Source organism: Chryseobacterium sp. AG363 (assembly GCF_003610675.1).
GTDB lineage: Bacteria > Bacteroidota > Bacteroidia > Flavobacteriales > Weeksellaceae > Chryseobacterium > Chryseobacterium cucumeris.
Genome location: NZ_RAQF01000003.1, coordinates 327,414 through 347,715, shown reverse-complemented (window position 1 = coordinate 347,715; position 20,302 = coordinate 327,414). Strand labels below are relative to the sequence as shown.

The 20,302-nt window shown below is 37.2% G+C and carries 18 protein-coding genes; 7 read left to right on the top strand and 11 right to left on the bottom strand.

Annotation, left to right across the window (positions count from 1 at the left end):
- The first annotated feature begins 112 nt into the window (after positions 1-112).
- The gene (locus DEU39_RS14530) at positions 113-823 is read left to right on the top strand and encodes a C40 family peptidase (RefSeq protein WP_062673158.1); all 711 of its coding nucleotides are present in this window, start codon (positions 113-115) and stop codon (positions 821-823) included.
- 185 nt (positions 824-1,008) lie between these two features.
- On the opposite strand, the gene DEU39_RS14525 is transcribed toward DEU39_RS14530, so the two are convergent.
- The 6 genes from DEU39_RS14525 to DEU39_RS14500 all read right to left on the bottom strand — a co-directional run bounded on the left by DEU39_RS14525 (position 1,009) and on the right by DEU39_RS14500 (position 7,355).
- A complete protein-coding gene (locus DEU39_RS14525; protein ID WP_120232440.1) occupies positions 1,009-1,590 on the bottom strand; it encodes a pentapeptide repeat-containing protein in 582 nt (193 codons plus the stop codon).
- Between the two features lie 89 nt (positions 1,591-1,679).
- Positions 1,680-2,909 carry a rod shape-determining protein RodA gene (gene rodA, locus DEU39_RS14520; protein ID WP_062673155.1) on the bottom strand — a complete coding sequence of 410 codons (1,230 nt, stop codon included), beginning with the start codon at positions 2,907-2,909 and terminating at the stop codon, positions 1,680-1,682.
- Positions 2,906-4,951, bottom strand: coding sequence for a penicillin-binding transpeptidase domain-containing protein (locus DEU39_RS14515; protein WP_120232439.1), 2,046 nt, complete (start codon positions 4,949-4,951; stop codon positions 2,906-2,908). Before DEU39_RS14515 ends, rodA begins: the two co-directional genes overlap by 4 nt.
- Positions 4,948-5,454 (bottom strand): hypothetical protein, encoded by a 507-nt coding sequence (locus DEU39_RS14510; protein WP_002982456.1) that lies wholly within the window; start codon positions 5,452-5,454, stop codon positions 4,948-4,950. Before DEU39_RS14510 ends, DEU39_RS14515 begins: the two co-directional genes overlap by 4 nt.
- Positions 5,447-6,301, bottom strand: coding sequence for a rod shape-determining protein MreC (mreC, locus tag DEU39_RS14505; RefSeq protein ID WP_062673151.1), 855 nt, complete (start codon positions 6,299-6,301; stop codon positions 5,447-5,449). The genes DEU39_RS14510 and mreC overlap by 8 nt, the downstream gene beginning before the upstream one ends.
- Positions 6,302-6,329: 28 nt before the next feature.
- On the bottom strand, positions 6,330-7,355 hold the full coding sequence (locus DEU39_RS14500) for a rod shape-determining protein (protein WP_002982450.1): 1,026 nt from the start codon (positions 7,353-7,355) through the stop codon (positions 6,330-6,332).
- 402 nt (positions 7,356-7,757) lie between these two features.
- Between DEU39_RS14500 and hemA the strand changes: the two genes are divergently transcribed.
- From hemA to hemE, 4 genes are all read left to right on the top strand, one after another.
- Positions 7,758-9,032, top strand: coding sequence for a glutamyl-tRNA reductase (gene hemA / locus DEU39_RS14490; RefSeq protein WP_062673147.1), 1,275 nt, complete (start codon positions 7,758-7,760; stop codon positions 9,030-9,032).
- Positions 9,019-9,927, top strand: coding sequence for a hydroxymethylbilane synthase (hemC, locus tag DEU39_RS14485; protein ID WP_120232437.1), 909 nt, complete (start codon positions 9,019-9,021; stop codon positions 9,925-9,927). Before hemA ends, hemC begins: the two co-directional genes overlap by 14 nt.
- A gap of 64 nt (positions 9,928-9,991) precedes the next feature.
- Positions 9,992-10,675 carry a uroporphyrinogen-III synthase gene (locus tag DEU39_RS14480; RefSeq protein ID WP_120232436.1) on the top strand — a complete coding sequence of 228 codons (684 nt, stop codon included), beginning with the start codon at positions 9,992-9,994 and terminating at the stop codon, positions 10,673-10,675.
- 45 nt (positions 10,676-10,720) lie between these two features.
- Complete coding sequence (hemE, locus tag DEU39_RS14475) at positions 10,721-11,752, top strand: uroporphyrinogen decarboxylase (protein ID WP_120232435.1); 1,032 nt, start codon at positions 10,721-10,723, stop codon at positions 11,750-11,752.
- Positions 11,753-12,047: 295 nt separating this feature from the next.
- Here hemE and DEU39_RS14465 read toward each other — a convergent pair whose 3' ends face one another.
- The 5 genes from DEU39_RS14465 to DEU39_RS14440 form a co-directional block, all read right to left on the bottom strand.
- Positions 12,048-13,268, bottom strand: coding sequence for an aminotransferase class V-fold PLP-dependent enzyme (locus tag DEU39_RS14465; RefSeq protein ID WP_062673142.1), 1,221 nt, complete (start codon positions 13,266-13,268; stop codon positions 12,048-12,050).
- A gap of 266 nt (positions 13,269-13,534) precedes the next feature.
- Positions 13,535-14,182: a 50S ribosomal protein L25/general stress protein Ctc gene (locus DEU39_RS14455; protein WP_120232432.1), complete on the bottom strand. Its 648-nt coding sequence runs from the start codon at positions 14,180-14,182 to the stop codon at positions 13,535-13,537.
- A 56-nt stretch (positions 14,183-14,238) separates the two neighbouring features.
- Positions 14,239-15,177 (bottom strand): ribose-phosphate pyrophosphokinase, encoded by a 939-nt coding sequence (locus tag DEU39_RS14450; RefSeq protein WP_062673136.1) that lies wholly within the window; start codon positions 15,175-15,177, stop codon positions 14,239-14,241.
- Between the two features lie 85 nt (positions 15,178-15,262).
- Complete coding sequence (locus DEU39_RS14445) at positions 15,263-16,723, bottom strand: G-D-S-L family lipolytic protein (RefSeq protein ID WP_120232431.1); 1,461 nt, start codon at positions 16,721-16,723, stop codon at positions 15,263-15,265.
- A 12-nt stretch (positions 16,724-16,735) separates the two neighbouring features.
- Positions 16,736-17,974, bottom strand: coding sequence for an OmpP1/FadL family transporter (locus tag DEU39_RS14440; protein WP_062673132.1), 1,239 nt, complete (start codon positions 17,972-17,974; stop codon positions 16,736-16,738).
- A 456-nt stretch (positions 17,975-18,430) separates the two neighbouring features.
- Between DEU39_RS14440 and DEU39_RS14435 the strand changes: the two genes are divergently transcribed.
- Together DEU39_RS14435 and DEU39_RS14430 are read left to right on the top strand one after the other, a co-directional pair.
- Positions 18,431-19,840 (top strand): stage 0 sporulation family protein, encoded by a 1,410-nt coding sequence (locus DEU39_RS14435; protein ID WP_120232430.1) that lies wholly within the window; start codon positions 18,431-18,433, stop codon positions 19,838-19,840.
- Positions 19,833-20,297 carry a gliding motility lipoprotein GldH gene (locus DEU39_RS14430; RefSeq protein WP_062673130.1) on the top strand — a complete coding sequence of 155 codons (465 nt, stop codon included), beginning with the start codon at positions 19,833-19,835 and terminating at the stop codon, positions 20,295-20,297. Before DEU39_RS14435 ends, DEU39_RS14430 begins: the two co-directional genes overlap by 8 nt.
- Positions 20,298-20,302: the final 5 nt, after the last annotated feature.

Here is a 20,302-nt window from a genome sequence, read left to right as displayed (position 1 = left end):
TTAAAATAAGATCCTGACAATTATCATATCAGGGGTCTTTTGCTCGGAATCTCTACTTTTGTAATGCTTTTGAAAATAAATATTCCTTTTTAACACGGATAATCAAATATATATGAAGAAAAGAGTTTTGTTTTATTTAGTTGCTTTAGTTACTACAGTTTCATTGCAATCTTGTGCTACAAATTATGTGGTTTCAAAACCAGCAACTTACACAAAAGAATACAAAACAGATGCCAAACTAGCTTCTATAGATAACAAAAAAATGGAGCAGGATAAGCAAAAACTTATCGACTCTTTCCTTGCAGAAAAGGCGGCATCTATCGCTAGTGCTAAAAAAGCAGTTAAGAATTCTGAAATTGCAAAAGCAATCAAACATAATAAAACCATTGACGGTATCCTTGAAGAAGCTGAAACATACCTTGGAACTCCTTACAGATATGGAGGAACAACCAGAAACGGTATCGATTGTTCAGCTTTTGTTCTTTCTGTATTCGGAGCAGCAGCAGGGCTTAGCTTACCTAGAGTAGCGGCTTCTCAGGCTCAGGAAGGAGAGAGAGTTGAAAAAGGAGAGCTACAGAAAGGAGACTTAATTTTCTTTTCTCACGGAAGAAGAATTTCTCACGTAGGTATTGTAGAAAGTGTTTCTGAAGAGGGTGAGATTAAATTTATCCACGCAGCAACATCAAAAGGGGTAATGATTTCTTCACTGAATGATTCTTATTGGGGACCTAAGTTCAGATTCGCAAAAAGAGTGATCAACGAAGAAGGAGAAGCTTACAATAACTTAGCCGCTACTACTCTTGCTACACCCGCAAATTTTTAATTTTATAAATAATTGATTTAAATAATGAAGCCGTCAGAAATCTGACGGCTTTTTTATGTGCTCATTTTTGGCAAGTTTTCGCTAAAACCAATGGGAATAACAGTTAAAGAGAAAAGCGGTTAAAATCCGCTCCTATTGATTTAATTTTGAAATTTTAATATAGCAGTTATACACGACTGAAGATATCAACTGTTCTTGTCAATTTCAATATCTAATTTATACAGTAGTCCATAGATTTCAGAAAGTGAAAATCTGGCCTTTTTCAGCTTATTTAAAGCCGGATCTATCGAATAGTTTACCGATGTCCGGAAATCAGCCTTTTCGAGGTTTGTAGCATCAAAAATAGCGCCTGACAGATCACAATTACTAAAGACGGCATTTGATAAATCACATTCACTAAAATCGACCTCAATTAACTTGGTATTTTTGAAAACTGTTTTCTTAATGGATGTCTGATAAAAAACGGAATTATGTAAAGCACTTCCATCAAATCTGAAAGAGAGTCCGAATGCATTACATTCATTGAACTGAAGCCCGAACATTTTACATTCTTTGAAGATCACGTTATGGAATGCTGTTTTTATTAATTTTGCCATGCTGAGGTTACACTCGATAAACTCACAGTCCGTAAAGCTGAAGCCAGATAGGTTTCCATACTCAAAATTACAGTTTCTGAATGTGCAGTTTTCATACTCACTTTTTTCTAAAGGAAGTTGCGTGAAATCTTTGCTCTCGAAATCTTCGTCTGAGAAATAGGATTGTTTCATAAAAATGTGTTGATGAAGTTGATTTTGAAAACGAATTGGTCAGCAGAACAATGATAAACTTCCATCATTCAGCTTCCAACCTCCCTTTTTTACACCAAACTATTCTTATCCGAATAATTAAGCTTAAAGAAGATAAAAGTCATCATCGAGAAAGCCAATAAAGAACTTCCTCCGTAACTGAAATACGGAAGCGGAATCCCAACGGTTGGGAAAAGCCCCATAACCATCCCTAAATTGATTGAAAAGTGCATCAGCAGAATCGAGGCAAAGCAATATCCAAATACCCGGTTAAAAGTAGACTTCTGCTGTTCTGCCAGATAGTAGATTCTTCCGATATAAACCATATAACACAGGATAAGAACTGCACTTCCAACAAAGCCCCATTCTTCTCCTACGGTACAAAAGATATAATCTGTTTCCTGTTCGGGAACGAATTTCCCTTGGGTAACGGATCCTTCACGGTATCCTTTTCCCCAGATCCCACCTGATCCGATGGCTGTTTTTGAATATAATAAGTTGTACCCGGAAGTATCTCTGAATGCCTTTTCACCCTTATAAAGAACCTCAATTCTTTCTCTCTGGTGTTTCGGCAGTTTTTCTAAAATATAAGGTGATCCGAAAGCCAGTCCGCACAATATAAGAATAGAACCTGCAATTCCTGAAATAGAAATGACGTCCCATGACATTCTATGATAATTCATGGCGATCAAAACACCGGCAATCACTAAAACTGCTACTGCAACATAAATGGGAGGAATCGCCAGCGAGATCAGAAAAACTCCGGCGAAAATAAATCCTATACCGAATAAAAGACCACTCAATCCTTCTCTATATAAGGCGATGAAAAAGGCGATGAACACAAGCATAGAACCTACATCCGGAATAGCCAGAACAACTGCTGCCGGAATTCCTATAATAGCAAGGGCAGTCCAGATAGATTTTTTATTTTTAATATTAAAATCCGGGCTTGAAACAAAATTAGCCAGCATCAAAGCAGTGCCTATCTTTGCAAACTCAACGGGCTGCATGGTAAAACTTCCAAACTTATACCAGTTTTTCTGGCCCAGAATTTCTTTACCAAAAGGGAAAAGACCTATCAACAGTAAAACTCCTCCAATGTAAATAATACCAGCCATATTCTCAAAGAATTTGCTTCTTCCTACGAATATAACCAGCCCTACAAATACAGAAATACAGAAAAAAACCAATTGCTTCTCTCCTAGTTTCTGGTCAACACTGTAAATATTTGCAATGGCAAAAATGCAAAGCAGGAAATACAGCCCAAGGCCAAGTTTATCTATTCCTTCTGTCCATTTCATTGCTTTACAGGTTTTTTAGCAGTGTTATTCTTTTTAGCGTCCTCTTCTATTTTCTTTTGCAGCTTAGCCTTTTGTTGTTTTACCAATTCCAGACTATCCTTTATTCTTTTTTGTTTGATGGAATCAGGTTTAGGATCAACATATAGTCCTTTACGCTTCAAATCTGCAATCCATTGTCTTTTATATTCAGGCATGAAACTCGAGGTAATCATTTTTTTGTAAAGATTTTCTCTTTTCAAATCACCGGTAATATATTTTTCAGCAATCACTGTACAGGCTGGCCCTGCCCATGTAGCACCAAATCCCGCATGCTCCATTACAGCTACTACAACAATTTTAGGCTTATCAGCAGGAGCAATAAGTACAAAAATGGAATTATCCTTCCCTTGCGGCACCTGTGCTGTTCCTGTTTTTGCTAATTGTGTAAAGTCATTGGATTTCAATCCTCTTGCCGTTCCTCTCAACACTACGGCTTCCATTCCTTTCAATACCGGTTCAAAATGCTTCGGATCAACTAATGTCTTATGTTTAACCTTAAATCTTGGATCTGGATTGGGTTTCCCATCAATCCCTTTTACGATATGAGGAGTATAATACCATCCTCTATTAGCAATAGCCGCCACATAATTGGCCAGCTGAATAGGAGTTACCAAAACATCGCCCTGCCCCATTCCGTTATAAATAGCACCGGTGGACATTTCATCCCAGTTTTTAAAATCAGTTCTCTGAGAACCGCTTGCCTTCATGATGGCTTTAAATCTTTTCTCGTAAAAATCTCCTGAAGGTATTCTTCCTTTTGCCCCAACAGCAAAGTCATTATTTAAAAATTCTCCGACTCCGAAACTGCTCATGATTTTTTTCCACTCATCAACACCTTTTGAAGGATTTCCAGGATATTTTTTGATAATCGCAATAAATGCATAGGTGAAAAAACAGTTACTGGAAACCTGAATGGAAGGAATAAGCGGATCTGCTCCACCATGGCCTTTAATTCTTTTCCCTTTATAGAAAAATCCTCCTCCACAAGGAAAAATAGTTTTCTCGTCCATCACACCCATCTGCATTGCTGCTAAAGCAGTCAGTAATTTGAATGTTGATCCCGGAGGATATCCGGCCTGTAGTGCACGATCAAAAGTTGGCTTATTTTCATAAAGTGTATCTTTTGAAAGGGCATATAAGTTTTTTGATTTATTAGGTCCGGTAAAAAGGTTTGGGTCAATATCCGGTCCGGTTGCAGCTACTAAAACTTCTCCGTTATTAGGATCTAAAGCTACAATTGCGCCGTGTTTATTAACCAGCATTTCTTCTGCCGTCCTCTGAAGGTCGTAATCAATGGTTAAAGTAATATCTTTACCCGTAATCACGTCTTTATCCAAAGATCCGTTTTTATAGGAGCCAATATTTCTTAATCTGATATCTTTCTGGATATATTTCACTCCTTTAACTCCGCGCAGCTCTTTTTCGTAGGATTTTTCAACCCCTGTTTTTCCAATAAAATCTCCCGGTAAATAGTATAGTGAATCTTTTTTAATATCTCTTTCATTCACCTCACTGGTATAACCGAGAAGGTTTCCGGAGGTGGAAACTTCATACTGACGCTGAGGTCTTGATACAATATTAAATGCGGGATACTTAAAAATAATTTCCTGAACTCTTGCAATATCTTCTCTGCTGAGGTCTTTAATAAAAGTCATCGGGGTCAGCTTAGAATAATATTTTTCCTTTTTGATCACATTGATTTTATTGATAAAATCCTGTTTTGTAATTTTCATTAAACTACAAAACGCCAGTGTATCAAAGTCAGGTTTCATTAAAGCTTGGGTAAACGAAATTTCATAAGCAGGCTGGTTACCCACCATGATTTTCCCATTTCTATCAAAAATGACTCCACGCTGTGGAATAACATATTCTGTTTTGATGGAGGTATTAGCCGCATTTAAGGCATAGCGGTCTGTAAACAACTGCAAATAAGCAAGCCTCGCCACAAAAATAAGGGCGATAATAACGAGGATGGAAAAAATTTTTAAATAACGTGTGTTCAAACTTTTTGTTTGATTTTAAATATTAATGCGTAGATGACTATAAAGATAAATGAAATTACACTTGTCACCAACACATTAAATAATATTTCAAAAAACCTGCTAAACTTAAAGAACTCAATATACTGGACTAAAAGCTGATGCAGGAAAATACTTGAAAATAAAAACAGCAAAAACTGCGCCCATTGAAGGGACTGGAATGAGAAAAAGTCCGTAGACGTATCTGTGGAAGTCCTGAAGATCAACGTTCTGAAATAAGCGATTAACGTTGTTGCAAATGCATTGATCCCCCATGAATAGAGGAAACCGTCAATAGACAGCCCTATTAAAAAGCTCAATGCCAGGAACTGAAATTTGTTTCTGAAAAATGGATAGAACATGACAAACACAGGATATAATACCGGAGTATATTTCCCGAAAAGTGTAATCCTGTTCAATACAAATATTTGTAATGCAACCAGAAAGATCATGATCAATATATCGGTAAATAAAGTCCTGCTAATCATTTTCTTTTTTTATTACAGCCTGCATAGTATCCTGAATCTTCTGCACTTCTGCTTTCTTAAGATTCTTCACTACATACACTTTATTCAACGCTCCCATTTTTTCACTCAGCTCTACGGAAATATCCCAGAAGCCGGTTTTATTGTCCACAGAGTATCCTGCAATAGTACCAATGGTTACTCCCTTAGGGAAAATAGCAGATTTACCATCTGTAACAACAGTATCACCTACTTTCAATGCAACATATTTTGGAATATCTGCCAGGTGCATCACCCTTGAGTTATCTCCATTCCATGTTAAAGTACCAAAATACCCTGAGTTTTTAAGTGCTGCATTAATTCTGATCTTGTTAACACTTAACACGGATTGAACCAATGCATAACTATCTGTAGAATTGATTACAATTCCCGCTATGCCTCTCGGCGCCATTACTCCCATTTGAGGAAAGACTCCGTCTCTACGGCCACGGTTGATTGTAAAATAGTTGTTTCTTCTGTTGATACTGTTGAAAACAATTTCTCCATCAACAAAAGTATAGATCTGCCCGCCACCAATGGTATCGTGTACTCTTTTGAAAACAGGATTTTTCTCTCCGTCTTTTCCATAGAGTTCAGTCATAAGGGCTTTATTCTGAACCACAAGATCTTCGTTGATCTGTTTTAGCTTCAGATAAGAAACTCCTTCATCAATATATCCGGAAACCCAGGAATTGAACGCAGCCGTTTGGCCTGCAATCCAGGATCTCTGCATGGCATTTCTTGAGAATATCAAAACCAGAGCAATAATTTGCAGGAATATAAAGAAGACGAAAAGAGTATTCTTCGAAAATAATCTCAGCAAAAATCCCATTCAGATATAAAGTCGTAAAAAGTTAAAATTATTTAATTAAGAAATTGAACTTATCCATATTCTTAAGGGCAATACCTGTTCCGCGAACTACAGCTCTCAACGGATCTTCAGCTACAAATACAGGAAGACCTGTTTTCTTGTGAATTCTGTCCGCAAGACCTCTTAATAACGCTCCTCCTCCAGCAAGATAAATACCTGTTTTGTAAATATCAGCAGCCAATTCCGGTGGTGTAAGAGATAATGTTTCCATTACGGCATCTTCAATTCTGATGATTGATTTATCTAATGCACGTGCAATCTCTTTGTATCCAACCATAATTTCTTTTGGCTTACCTGTAATAAGGTCTCTACCCTGTACCGGGATGTCTTCGATATCTACATCAAGATCTTCTACCGCAGAACCTACTTCAATTTTGATTCTTTCAGCAGTTCTTTCTCCGATATAAAGGTTATGGTGAGTTCTTAAGTAATAAGCAATATCATTGGTAAATACGTCTCCTGCAATCTTAACAGATTTATCACAAACGATACCTCCTAACGCTACAACAGCAATTTCCGTAGTACCACCACCTATATCGATGATCATATTTCCTTCAGGCTTTTGAACGTCAATCCCAACCCCAATTGCAGCTGCCATTGGTTCGTAGATCAATCTTACTTCTTTTGCGTTTACTTTCTGAGCAGAGTCTCTTACCGCTCTTTTTTCAACTTCAGTGATACCAGAAGGGATACAGATTACAATTCGTAATGCCGGTTGAATGAATTTACCTTTGATTCCAGGAATTTTCTTGATAAATTCCTTGATCATATGTTCAGAAGCATGGAAATCAGCAATAACCCCGTCTTTCAAAGGACGGATTGTTTTGATATCCTCGTGAGTTTTACCCTGCATATGCTTGGCCTGCTCTCCGACGGCAATCGGCTTACCCGATGAACGTTCAATTGCAACAATTGAAGGTTGATCTATAACAATTTTATTATTATGGATGATTAGGGTATTAGCAGTTCCAAGGTCTATCGCAATTTCTTGCGTAAACATATCAAATAAACTCATATTTTTCTTCTGATTTTAAGTTTACAAAGATATAAATTTAAGACTACTAAAGAAATTTCCCACCAACTTAATTTGGTTAAAATTTTATTAAAATTTATAATTCTTTATTAACTTTCAATTTAGACATTTACAGAGTTTGATTTCAACTAAAATTAATAGGATGTTAAAAGGGCAAAAAAGGTAATTACAAAAGGGTAAAAAACCAAGAAAACACAGTATTGAAGACCAAAACAAAAACTCAGAAACGTCAACAATTCTTTTCCAACACGGAATTTTATCATTTTAAGATTTTGTCTTTCTGCCAGAAACACCTTTTCTTCCCTTTTATAGTTTTTTACGATAATTATCATATACACTATCTGAGAGAGGTTAATTAAAAAAATCGTAAATTTGCGACTGCTTATGTTACAGTATTCCAACATTCATCGAACGTCAAATTTTGCCGTGCTTTCAATAAGCTACGAGAAAGCCGACGTAGAAACGAGAGGAAAGTTTGCATTCTTTGATGAGAACATCAAAAACTTTGTTTCCAGAGTCCATCAGGAAGACCTTGGTGATGCATTTGTGGTTTCCACCTGTAACAGGACCGAAATCTACACCACTTCTCCCAATTATCTTTTAGTAGCTGAAGAGTACTGCAAAACCATTGGAGTACAACTTACAGATTTTCTTCAGTTCGCGAATATTCTTACCAAAGAGGAAGCATTGATTCATCTTTTCAGAGTAGCAGCTGGTCTTGAAAGTCAGATTATTGGAGATTTTGAAATTATCGGGCAGATAAAAAAAGCATACAGCCGTTTCAAAAAAGAAAGACAAAATTCTAATCCTTATCTGGAGAGAGCCATCAATGCGGCTATTCAAATTTCGAAAAGAATAAAAAATGAAACCGGCATTTCCAATGGTGCGGCTTCTGTTTCTTATGCGGCGGTTCATTATATTCTAAACAACCAGAAGAGAATCACTGAAAAAAATATTCTTCTTTTGGGAGTAGGTGAAATTGGACAGAATACCGTTGAAAATCTGGTAAAACATGTCTATCAGCCGAAAATTAAAATTGCCAACAGAACTCAGGAGAAAGCGGAAAAGATTTCCCAGAAATATAATATTCCTCACGTTGATTATTCTGATTTTGACCAGGAATTAAAAAATACAGATATTCTTATTGTGGCAACAGGAGCCAAGCATCCTATTGTCAACCAGTCTCACTTCCCGAACGGAAAAGAAACACTGATCATTGATCTTTCTATTCCTCATAACGTTGAAAAGAATGTTACAGAAAATAAAAATGTAACCCTGATTGACGTAGATGAGCTTTCAAAACAGATTCAGGAAACGATTCAACAGCGAGAAAGAGAAATCCCGAAAGCTGAAAAAATCATTAAGGAACTGATGAAAGACTTTATTGAATGGGAGAAAAAGAGAAAGCTGGCACCCAATATTCATCATTTCAAAGCAGTTCTAAAGAACATGGAACGTAATGAAATGCATAATTTTTATAAAAAGAATAAATACATAAACATCACGGACATGGAACTTTCTGACAAAATGATCCAGAAAATCACCAACCGTTTTGCAAAATATATCATCGATAATCCTTTAAAAGCCGAAGAAATTAGTAAATTAATGCACGAAATATTAGTTGAACAACCAAACAACGAATTCAATGAAAAGCATTAGAATCGGAACGAGAAATTCCGCACTTGCACTTTGGCAGGCTAGAGAGGTTGCGAGGCACCTTCAGAACAACAATTATTTAACGGAAATTGTTCCTATCGTTTCTTCTGGCGATAAGAACCTTAATCAGCCGCTTTATTCTTTAGGAATTACCGGGGTTTTCACAAGAGATCTTGATATTGCTCTATTGAATGACGAGATTGATATTGCCGTACATTCTTTAAAAGATGTTCCCACTCAATTGCCTCAAAATATTGAGATGATCGCTTATCTGGAAAGAGATTATCCACAGGATATTCTGATCAGAAAAGAATCTTCAAGGAATAAAGAATTCCATGAACTTAAACTCGCTACAAGCAGTTTGAGAAGAAGAGCTTTCTGGTTGAGAAATTATCCGGCTACTGATTTTTCAGATATCCGAGGAAATATTCAAACCAGACTTCAAAAACTTGAAGACGGAGATTTCGATGCTACGATCTTATCTTTGGCAGGTATCAAAAGAATGAAAATGGAAATTGATTACGAAATGCTTCCATTAATGATCTCTGCGCCTTCACAAGGGGTAATCTCTGTAGCCGGACATACTGACAAACCGGAAATTAACGAAATTGTAAGCCAGATCAATCATCAACAGACTCAGATCTGTGTAGAGATTGAAAGAAACTTCCTGAGCACTTTAGAAGGAGGCTGTACTGCACCTATCGGAGCATTTGCGGAAATCATCGGTGATCAGATCCGTTTCAAAGCGGCACTTTGCTCTCTGGATGGGAAAAACTGCATTTCTGTGGATGAAAACTTTGTGTATACTCCAACCGAGAATTTTGGAGAAAAGTTTGCAAAAGTTGTTCTTGAAAACGGAGGAAAAGAATTAATGGCAGAAATCAAAGGCCAGATCTGATAGCTCAGATTTACATTTTTACCTTCCTTTAGCCACTCTTTTTCATCTTCTTAATTTTACAGACATGAAAATCTTATTTACCAAAAATATAGACCAGACGATTATATCCAAAGAATTAGGAGAGGGTATTTTGGTCGACTGTGTTGAGGTAATTAAGACTAAACCCATTATGATCAGTCCTTTTGAGCTGAAAAACTATTCTCTGATTTTCACCAGTGTCAATGGAGTTGCTTCTTTTTTTAAAAACAGATTCAAACCCAATGAGAATTTTACAGCCAAAAACTATAACAAAATCTATTGTGTAGGTGAAAAGACCAAAAGAGAGCTTAGAAAGCATGGTTTTGGAACATTTAAGGTACTGAAAAATGCTGAAACTCTTTCGCGCTTCATTATCGGAAAATGCCAGCACGAGCAGTTCCTGCACTTCTGTGGTAATCTTGCCATCAATGTTCTGGACAAAGACCTTCCTTTACAAAACATTAAGTACAAAAAAGTTACAATTTATAATACTGAGGAAATCAATCCTATAATAACTGAAAAATATCATGCTGTGGTATTTTTTAGTCCGAGCGGAGTTCGTAGTTTTGCAAGGCGAAATTCTCTGGAAGGCATGAAGCTGTTTTCCATTGGTGAAACCACTTCCGGTGAGCTGAGAAATTATACGCGGGAAGAAATTTTTACTTCTGAAGAAAATACACTGACATCCATATTTGCATTGATCAGAAAAGAAATCGGAAGTAGGATTTAGAATATCTGTTACCGGATATTGCGGTAATATTAGTTACAATAGATTATGATAAAAAACGACCTATATTTAAAAGCACTTCGCGGAGAAACCGTTGAAAGACCTCCTGTCTGGATGATGAGGCAGGCTGGAAGATATCTGCCGGAATTCATTGCTTTAAGAGATCAGTATGATTTCTTTACAAGATGTCAGACTCCAGAGCTTGCTGCTGAGATCACTTTACAGCCTATCCGCAGATTTCCTTTGGATGCCGCGATTCTGTTTTCTGATATCCTGGTAGTTCCGCAGGCAATGGGAATTGATTTCAAAATGAAAGAATCTGTTGGACCATGGTTAAATACTCCAATCAGAACAATGGAACAAGTTCAGAATATTGAAACTCCGGATGTGAATGATACTTTAGGGTACGTTTTCGATGCTATTGAACTTACACTTCAGAAGCTGGACAATGACATTCCATTGATCGGTTTTGCCGGTTCTCCATGGACCATTCTTTGTTACTGTGTAGAAGGAAAAGGAAGTAAAGCTTTTGATATTGCAAAATCCTTCTGCTTCCAACAGCCTGAAGCAGCACATTTATTATTACAAAAAATTACAGATACTACAATCGCCTATCTGAAGAGAAAAGTAGAAAAAGGAGTTTCTGCAGTACAGGTTTTCGATTCCTGGGGAGGAATGCTTTCTCCTACAGATTATCAGGAGTTCTCATGGCAGTACATCAACCAGATTGTTGAAGCATTAAGCCCCCTTACTCATGTTGTAGTATTTGGAAAAGGATGCTGGTTTGCTCTGGAAGATATGACAATGTCTAAGGCTTCTGCTCTTGGCGTAGACTGGACTATTAAGCCGGAATTCGCAAGAACTTTAACGAACCATACAATGACGCTACAGGGGAACTTTGATCCTGCAAGACTTCACTCAACACCTGAAACCATTAAGAAGATGGTGAATGAAATGATCAACCGTTTCGGAAAAGACAGATACATTGCCAACTTAGGCCACGGAATTCTACCGAATGTTCCTGTCGAAAATGCTGAAGCTTTCATCAGAGCAGTAGTAGACTGGAAACCGAATTTGTAAGATTATTCTCTTAAAAATACAATAGCCTTGTTATCCGTTAACAGGGCTTTTTTATTGTAATTAATTTTCCGGAGGTTTTTACATTTGATTATTAACCCTTTAAATCACATCATATGAAAAAGCTAAACAAAGTAAAGATGAAAAGTATTATAGTAGAAGGACAAATCTGCCTGGAATGTGCTACCGGCAATTATCCGGTCATTATTGAGGGCCGGTGTTATTGTATACCAATAGACTAATAAAAAAAGCAGCTCAAAGGCTGCTTTAATTCTATATCGTAGAGATTCTTTATTAATTAACTCAACATTCTCTGTGCTTTTCTAACACCTTCCACCAGGGCATCAATTTCTTCGAAAGTATTATAAACAGCGAAACTTGCCCTTACTGTTCCGGCAATATTAAAGAAGTTCATGATAGGCTGTGTACAGTGGTGTCCTGTTCTTACAGCGATTCCCATTTTATCAAGGATCATCCCTACATCAGAGGCAATACCCACTCCTTCCAGATTAAATGATACAACACCTGTTCTTTTTGCTTTCTCACCATATACTTTCAGACCCTCAATTTCTAAAAGATGTCTTTGAGCATATTCCAACAAAGCATTTTCATGGTTTTGAATATTCTCACGACCTACTCTGTTCATGAAATCAACGGCAGCACCTAAAGCGATATTTCCTCCTACATTCGGTGTTCCTGCTTCATATTTGAATGGAAGACCCGCATAGGTAGTTCCTTCGAAGGAACACGTCGCAATCATCTCCCCTCCTCCATGAAACGGCGGTAAAGCTTCCAATATTTCTTGTTTTCCATATAAAATACCTGTTCCCATCGGAGCATACATTTTATGACCTGAGAACACAAAGAAATCACAATCCATCTTCTGTACATCAATATTGAAATGCGGAGCAGACTGAGCTCCGTCTATCACAACATAAGCATCTGTATTTTTTCTTGTTTTAGCAATAATTTCCTCAATTGGATTTACAATCCCCAAAGCATTAGAAACCTGATTTACAGAAACAACCTTCGTTTTTTCACTCAAAAACTGATCAAAATAATCCATCTGAAGGATTCCGTTCTCATCAATCGGAATTACGCGAAGTTTCGCTCCGGTTCTTTCACACAGCATTTGCCATGGAACAATATTGGAATGGTGCTCCAGATAAGAAATAATGATTTCATCATCTTTCTGCAGTTTCTGTGTTAAAATATAAGCGATAAGGTTCAACCCTTCTGTTGTTCCCTTTGTAAAAATTACTTCAAAGTCATGTTCAGCATTGATGAATTTCTGAATCTTTCTTCTTGAAAGCTCCATTTCTTCTGTTGCCAGCTGGCTCAGTGTATGAATTCCTCTGTGAACGTTGGCATTAAGTTCTGTATAATATGCGTGACAGACTTCCAAAACTGAATTTGGTTTTTGGGATGTAGCTGCATTATCCAGATAAACCAAAGGTTTACCGTTCACTTCTCTGTCCAATATAGAAAACTGGCTTCTTATTTCCTGAATGTCAAACATTTATTTATTTTTTAAATTAAAACGTCCTTATTTAGAACTCTTCAAATTTACGGCTTTTTTTCCGAAAGGAAGCATGGGGTTGGCTCCTGATCATTGTCAGTTGATAGAAATATTCGATAGTGTAAGGTGAAGAAAGACAATAAAGCAAAAAGATGAAATTGAAACCAAACCTTTTAAGTTTGCTCAGTTCTTTCAGCTGAGACTGGCTATCAAATAAAAAACCCGCCATAACTGACGGGTTCTTATATTGTTTAAATAAGCAATTCTTATTCTGCTGCAGTTTCTGCTGCTGCTTCAGGGGCTGCACCTTCTTCAGTTGCAACTTCTTCCTCATCATCATCATCCATTGCAGCTGCACCACCTTTCATTGCATTTCTAGACATCTTAACAGCAACTACTACTGCATTGTCAGGGTGCATGAAAGAATATCCTTCTGTTTTGATACCACCGATGTAAAGTTTGTTACCAATTCTTAATGGAGTAACATCAACTACTACTTCGTCAGGTAGGTTAGCAGGGATAGCTTTTACTTTTAGTTTTCTGAAAGACTGACGTAAAACACCACCAGCTACAACACCTTTTGAACGTCCTGTAATTCTTACCGGAACTTCTATGATCACTGGCTTATCATCAGATAACTGATAGAAGTCAACGTGAAGAATTTTGTCAGTAATCGGGTGGAACTGAATATCCTGAAGAACAGCTGGAATTGTTTTTCCGTCAACCTCAATAGATACCGTGTGTGCTTCAGGAGTGTATACTAATCCTTTGAAAGCTCTCTCTTCAGCAGAGAAGTTCAAAGGTGCTTCACCTCCATAAACAACACAAGGAACTAATTCAGCATCACGTAAAGCTTTTGTAGACTTTTTGCCCACGCTTTCTCTTTTTGTACCTTGAATTGTAATAGATTTCATTTATAAAAAATTTAAAAAATTGTTCTTATTTTAATTTGCAACTTATTTAAAATCAATTAAATAACAAACTTGCTGCTAATTGATTTGTGCTCATGAACCATTGTCATAACGTCTGCAAATAACGGGGCGCAAGATAGCACTTTTATTTTAGATGACAAATTATTTTTAACAGGAATTGAGTCAGTTACAATAACTTCCAGCAGTTGCGAGTTCTCAATATTCTCGTAAGCCTTTCCTGAAAGCACTCCGTGAGTAGCCATAGCTCTTACTGTTTTTGCTCCTTTTTCAATTAAGATATCTGCAGCTTTGCAAAGTGTACCTGCAGTATCAATCATATCATCAATAAGGATTACATTTTTACCTGTAACATCCCCGATAAGGAACATTTCTTCTACAACGTTTGCTTTTTTTCTTTCCTTATAAGCAATTACTACTTCAGCACCCAGGTGACCGGCATAGTTTTTCGCTCTTTTTGCACCTCCCATATCAGGAGAAGCAATGGTAAGGTTATCAAGATTCAAAGATCTGATGTGGTCTACGAAAATAGTAGAAGCATACAGATGATCTACCGGAATCTCGAAGAATCCCTGAATCTGATCTGCGTGAAGATCCATTGTCATGATTCTTGTTGCTCCTGCTGCAGTAAGAAGGTTAGCAACTAATTTTGCACCGATCGGCGCTCTTGGTTTGTCTTTTCTGTCCTGTCTGGCAAGTCCGAAGTAAGGAATTACTACGGTGATGCTCTTTGCAGAAGCTCTTTTTGCTGCATCAATCATTAGAAGAAGTTCCAAAAGATTGTCTGCAGGAGGGAATGTAGATCCAATCAGGAAAACTCTTCCTCCTCTTACAGATTCGTCCAAAACAGGCTCAAATTCCCCGTCGCTGAACTCCTGAAAGTTGATTTTTCCTAATTCTTTCCCATAACTCTGGGCAATTTTCTCTGCCAAGTCCCTGCTGGTTCTTGTACAAAATAGATAACTTAACTGATCGGCCATTTTTACTTTTTAAAAGATTTTGCAAATTTAAAAAAAAACCACAAGATTTACTCTTGTGGTTTCTAAGTTTTTATTTTATCAATTATTAAGGGAATTTAACTCCTGAATATTTGTTCGGATCTACCTGCGGAAGTGTAGACTTATATTTAGCATTGATAGACTTGATAAATTCATTAGCAACAATACCGTATCCGCGTCCTGTCAGATGAACTCCGTCTAAAGAGAAAGCTCCGCCGGTTACAAATGTCGCCGTATATTTTACTCCATCCCAAATAATTCCTGATTTAGAATTCAATTCCATCATTTTAGCGTCCATATCCACAAAGGCAAGACCTTTGTCTGTTGCTGCTTTTTTTATCGCTGTGTTATATCCTGCAGTAGCAGCAAGGACTTTTGCAGTCTCAGCTTCAGTAAGGACAAGCTTATCTTCTAATGGTACGGAAGTACCTCCTCCAGCCTGTGGAGTAAGAACTTTACTAGCTGGTAAAAGAATTAAATCCTTCGCTGTTGTTTGTCTGTATTTTGGAAGCCCCGGAACAGTTGACAGATCTTTATCTACAATTACAGCTCCGTTGACTGCCGCTCCAGCAGTAAATTTAATTAACCTTCTCTGATATTCAGCATCGCTGATCGCTCCTAAGGTTTTAGCCTGCAGCAATCCTGCGTTATACTGAGCATATCCTGTATTCAGCTGAGTTACCTGAGCATCTGTCAAACCTGTAAGAGGCATAGCAGGAATTCTCGTAAAGTAAGGGACATTGGTAACTGTAGGAATATTAGCAATAACACCTTTTCTTTTTGTACCGGCAGGGAATAGTTTATCTACTAAATAAGCATAGGTATTACTGAACCCTACCCCTACAGCACCATCTACTGGCGTAATCGGAACATTCGGATCAGCTCCTCCTGAAGTTGCATATAATAAAACATCATTATTTCCTATCCATAAAGAAATGAAGGTTGGGTCTTGTTTTAGGGCATCTTCTACTACTGAAGTTGTTGTTGATGACGCAAACCTTACGAAATATGGATTTGCAGTAGCAGGCGTAGAGATTAATCCGGCTGGATTCCCATATCCCGGAGCCAGTAAATGCGCTACTCTTGCTCCCGGAACTCCCATATTCTGGTAAGGACCACCAGCAGAAACATTATCTAATGCTGCTCCTGGAGCTGTTGGACCGGGAGTTAATGCTCCGTTCACCACACTTAACACATATTTACCTGCAAAATCTCCTGTTGCTGGGTTAAATAAATTGGTAAACCCTCCTGTGTCATTAGGCATCATTGGCTGTTTAAAAGCGCCTCCACCTGCTAATTGCATTTGCGCTGCAATCATGCTTGGATAAGATTCACTCTGTCCACTGCTGTAAAGAGCTCCATCTCTATAACCAGCAGTTAATGAGTTTCCTAACGAAATATATTTTGAAAAGTCTGCGTCTCCTTTTGTTACCGGGATATCTTTCACATCCGTATCGAAATCCGTATTACAGCTTACTGTAAAAAGAAGTGCAGAAACTGCAATTGTCGATATTATAATTTTTTTCATAGTCTTCTAAAATTAAAATGGATTATAGGATAAACCTAGACCTAAGTAAAATGCTGTTGCTTTCGACTGTCCGTAGAAACCTAGATTAGCATTATTTACATTTCTGTATTGAGGCATTGCATATCCTCCTGCAATATCAATTCCGAATTGTTTCAGCTTAAAGCCAATCCCTCCTGTTATAACATACGTATCATATGAAGGTGTTTCCGGGATAAAGTTTTCTGTAGTGTAAGGTGCTTCATCATAATAAGCTCCCAAACGTCCGTAAATCATATTGGTAAATGCATACTGAGTTCCCAGTCTGAATGTTTTAGAATTCTTAAAGTTTTTAGGACTTGTAAGAACAGTTGGATCTGATGGGTTGTTTCCAATAGGAGCATTCTCGAAATCTAAAGTAAGCTTACTGTATCTTTCCCATCCGTGATAGTTAAAGTCAGCAGAAACCTGCCATTTCGGTGTCACTTTATAAGTTAAACCAATGGTGTATTCTTCCACTAAAGGAAGTGTTGCAGAGAACCCATCCTGTCCGGCAGCATTTAGTTTCAGCTGATTATAAATAGATTGAGAAGGGAACTGGAAAGTAGCCGTACCTTTTTTAGCTTTCATATCTATTGCTGAACGGTAAGCAATACTTACATCTAATTTCGGATCAGGTCTGAAGTAGAAACCAAAACCATATCCGTGTCCGCTTGCTTTTTTATCGTTGATATTTACCTGTCCTCCAAATTGTGTTACTGCTTTATCCCAGTCTACAACTCCTTTTGCATAGATATAGCTGGCACCAAAAGATACCCATGGAGCTAGTTTTACAGAAACCATTGGCTGGAAGTAGAAACTTTTCAGTTCTAATTTCTGAACCATTTCTTTACCTTCCCAGTCATTCGGCCACTTAATTGTACTTCCAAAAGGTGTTGTTACACTTAGACCTACGGTAAGCTTTTCTATCGGTCTATAAGTAATTGCGGCATAGAAAGGAGTTCCTACAGGGTTATCTGTCTCTGTACTTTGTAAAGTATTGAAGTTTTGAAAAGTAACCTTGTTACTTGCTGCAAACCCTCCTGCCACTACACTCAGCTTGGAAGGGATAAATGACATACCCGCCGGGTTAAAGAATGTCACACTCGCGTCTTCGGCATGAGCACTAGTATGCGCCATTGCCAATTGTTTTACCCCCTGCAGGGAAACTCTGAAGCCTCCTGCGTAAGATAGAACTCCCGCCAATAAAGCAGTTGATACTAATATTTTTTTCATAGACTATTATTATATATATAAGCCAAATATAAAATTATTTTGAATACGTCTGTTAATATTTCCTAATATTTTAAACAATATTGCAAAAGAAAACTATGTTTAAAATAACACCTCAAAGAAAATAAAATACAAAACAATCATTATTAAACACTTAAAATAGTTTAAAAACCAAGTCATATTCATTGTTTAATTTTAAACGATCGTTTAAAATTAAACAATAATGCACTAAAAAAGCAATCCAGGAAAGGAAAAAGATAATAAATGTTAAAGGAAAAAAAATAGAATAAATTAAAAATCAGCATTTTTATTCCCTTATAAAGCCTCTGACTACATCTACAGACATCATTCTTAGTTAAAATAGGGAAATCTTTTATACCGAATTCACCTTATTTAAGTATTTTAGAATCGCATAAAGATAAAAATACATAAATTTGCAGATTATAAATAATAGAAAATATGAGTTGTGGATGTAAAACATCCGGCGATTCTGCACATTCTTGCGGTCCTAAAAAAACCGCAAATGGCTGTGAAAATGTAAATACCTGCGGGAATAGTTATAAATTAAGTGTTTTTGACTGGCTTTCTAACATCAACAATCCGGCACCAAACAGGTGTGATTTTGTAGAAGTTAGGTTTAAAAATGACAGAAAATCTTTTTATAAGAATGTAAATAATATTCCTTTACATATAGGTAGCGTAATTACAGTAGAATCAAGTCCGGGACACGATGTAGGCGTAGTAAGCCTTACGGGAGAATTAGTAAAGATTCAGATGAAAAAGAAAAAATTTTCGGAAGAATCAGCACTCAAAATATACAGACAGGCCAACCAAAAAGATCTTGAGGTATGGCAGGAAGCAAGAAAAAAAGAAGACGGCGTAAAGCTTGAAGCAAGAAAAATTGCACAAAGATTAGGCCTTGAAATGAAAGTTACCGATGTGGAATATCAGGGTGACTCTTCAAAAATAACCTTTTATTATACTGCTGATAACAGAATAGATTTCAGACAGCTGATCAAAGATTACGCTAGTGCATTCCGTACCAAGATCGATATGAAACAAATCGGTTTTAGACAGGAAGCCGCCAAAGTGGGCGGAATCGGGTCTTGCGGACGTGAACTTTGCTGCTCAACATGGCTTACAGATTTCAGGTCTGTAAACACCAATGTTGCAAGATATCAACAGCTGAGTATCAATCCTCAGAAACTGGCAGGACAATGTGGTAAGCTGAAATGCTGCCTTAACTATGAGCTTGACAGCTACCTGGACGCATTAAGCAACTTCCCTTCTTCTTCAACTACTTTGGAAACAGAGAAAGGAAAAGCATTCTGTATTAAAATCGACGTTTTCAAAAAGAAAATGTGGTTTGCTTATGTAGACAGCTCAATTGCATGGTATGATTTTGATATTGACCTTGTTAAAAAATTGATTTCAAAGAATAAAAGAGGAGAAAAAACACTTCCTCTTGAAGACCTGAAACAGCCTGAAACCTCTACTCACACGATCGATTTGATACAGGAAAACAATGTGGACCGTTTCGAAAAGAAAAACAGAGGAAACAACAGGAACAGAAACAACCAGAGCAACCAGAATAAGCAAAACAACAACCAGCAAAGTCAGGGTCAGGGCCAAGGACAAAAAAGAAACAGACCGGAAAGACAAGAGAGACCGGAAAGATCTGAAAAAACCGAAAACCCAAACGCTCAATCTGCCAATCAGCCTAGACCTCAAAAGCAGCACCCACAGCAAAAAACACCTGTGGAAAAAGCAGTGAATAATTCTGACGCTGATAAAAAACCACAGAGCAACAATCCGAACAAGAAAAAATTCAAAAAGAAATATCCTCCAAAAAAAGATAACAATGCATAAAATTTTAGGATTACTTTCATTTATCCTTTTCTTTAGCTGCAACTCTTCCTCAGGAGGAGATGTCATCATGAATTCCGTTGATAACAAATGGAATAAGAAAAGTGAACAAAAATTTAATCTTGAAGTTTCAGATCCGCAGAATCCTAAAAATATTATATTTGTCGTAAGAAATAACAACACTTATCCTTACAGCAATATAAGGTTTATAGTGAATTTCACCAATCTACAGAACAAAAAAAAGGAAACAGACACGTTGAATTATGTTCTGGCTAAACCAAACGGAGAATGGCTTGGTACAGGGTTTGGTGATACGAAAGAAACTTTGTTTCAGTATAAAGTAAATTACCAGTTTCCGGGAAAAGGAAAATATGAAATCGGTCTTACTCAGGCGATGAGAAATGATAACCTTCCGGGAATTGAGGATATTGGGGTAAAAATAGAAACGGCTAAACCGTAACCATA

What these genes read in the sequence shown, in the direction of transcription:
- hemE (WP_120232435.1), top strand. Translation starts at nt 10,721, where the DNA reads ATGATAAAAAACGACCTATATTTAAAAGCACTTCGCGGAGAAACCGTT.
- DEU39_RS14435 (WP_120232430.1), top strand. Translation starts at nt 18,431, where the DNA reads ATGAGTTGTGGATGTAAAACATCCGGCGATTCTGCACATTCTTGCGGT.
- DEU39_RS14450 (WP_062673136.1), bottom strand. Translation starts at nt 15,177, where the DNA reads ATGGCCGATCAGTTAAGTTATCTATTTTGTACAAGAACCAGCAGGGAC.
- DEU39_RS14500 (WP_002982450.1), bottom strand. Translation starts at nt 7,355, where the DNA reads ATGAGTTTATTTGATATGTTTACGCAAGAAATTGCGATAGACCTTGGA.
- hemA (WP_062673147.1), top strand. Translation starts at nt 7,758, where the DNA reads ATGTTACAGTATTCCAACATTCATCGAACGTCAAATTTTGCCGTGCTT.
- DEU39_RS14525 (WP_120232440.1), bottom strand. Translation starts at nt 1,590, where the DNA reads ATGAAACAATCCTATTTCTCAGACGAAGATTTCGAGAGCAAAGATTTC.
- DEU39_RS14455 (WP_120232432.1), bottom strand. Translation starts at nt 14,182, where the DNA reads ATGAAATCTATTACAATTCAAGGTACAAAAAGAGAAAGCGTGGGCAAA.
- DEU39_RS14430 (WP_062673130.1), top strand. Translation starts at nt 19,833, where the DNA reads ATGCATAAAATTTTAGGATTACTTTCATTTATCCTTTTCTTTAGCTGC.
- mreC (WP_062673151.1), bottom strand. Translation starts at nt 6,301, where the DNA reads ATGGGATTTTTGCTGAGATTATTTTCGAAGAATACTCTTTTCGTCTTC.
- DEU39_RS14530 (WP_062673158.1), top strand. Translation starts at nt 113, where the DNA reads ATGAAGAAAAGAGTTTTGTTTTATTTAGTTGCTTTAGTTACTACAGTT.
- DEU39_RS14510 (WP_002982456.1), bottom strand. Translation starts at nt 5,454, where the DNA reads ATGATTAGCAGGACTTTATTTACCGATATATTGATCATGATCTTTCTG.
- hemC (WP_120232437.1), top strand. Translation starts at nt 9,019, where the DNA reads ATGAAAAGCATTAGAATCGGAACGAGAAATTCCGCACTTGCACTTTGG.
- rodA (WP_062673155.1), bottom strand. Translation starts at nt 2,909, where the DNA reads ATGAAATGGACAGAAGGAATAGATAAACTTGGCCTTGGGCTGTATTTC.
- DEU39_RS14440 (WP_062673132.1), bottom strand. Translation starts at nt 17,974, where the DNA reads ATGAAAAAAATATTAGTATCAACTGCTTTATTGGCGGGAGTTCTATCT.
- DEU39_RS14480 (WP_120232436.1), top strand. Translation starts at nt 9,992, where the DNA reads ATGAAAATCTTATTTACCAAAAATATAGACCAGACGATTATATCCAAA.
- DEU39_RS14445 (WP_120232431.1), bottom strand. Translation starts at nt 16,723, where the DNA reads ATGAAAAAAATTATAATATCGACAATTGCAGTTTCTGCACTTCTTTTT.
- DEU39_RS14465 (WP_062673142.1), bottom strand. Translation starts at nt 13,268, where the DNA reads ATGTTTGACATTCAGGAAATAAGAAGCCAGTTTTCTATATTGGACAGA.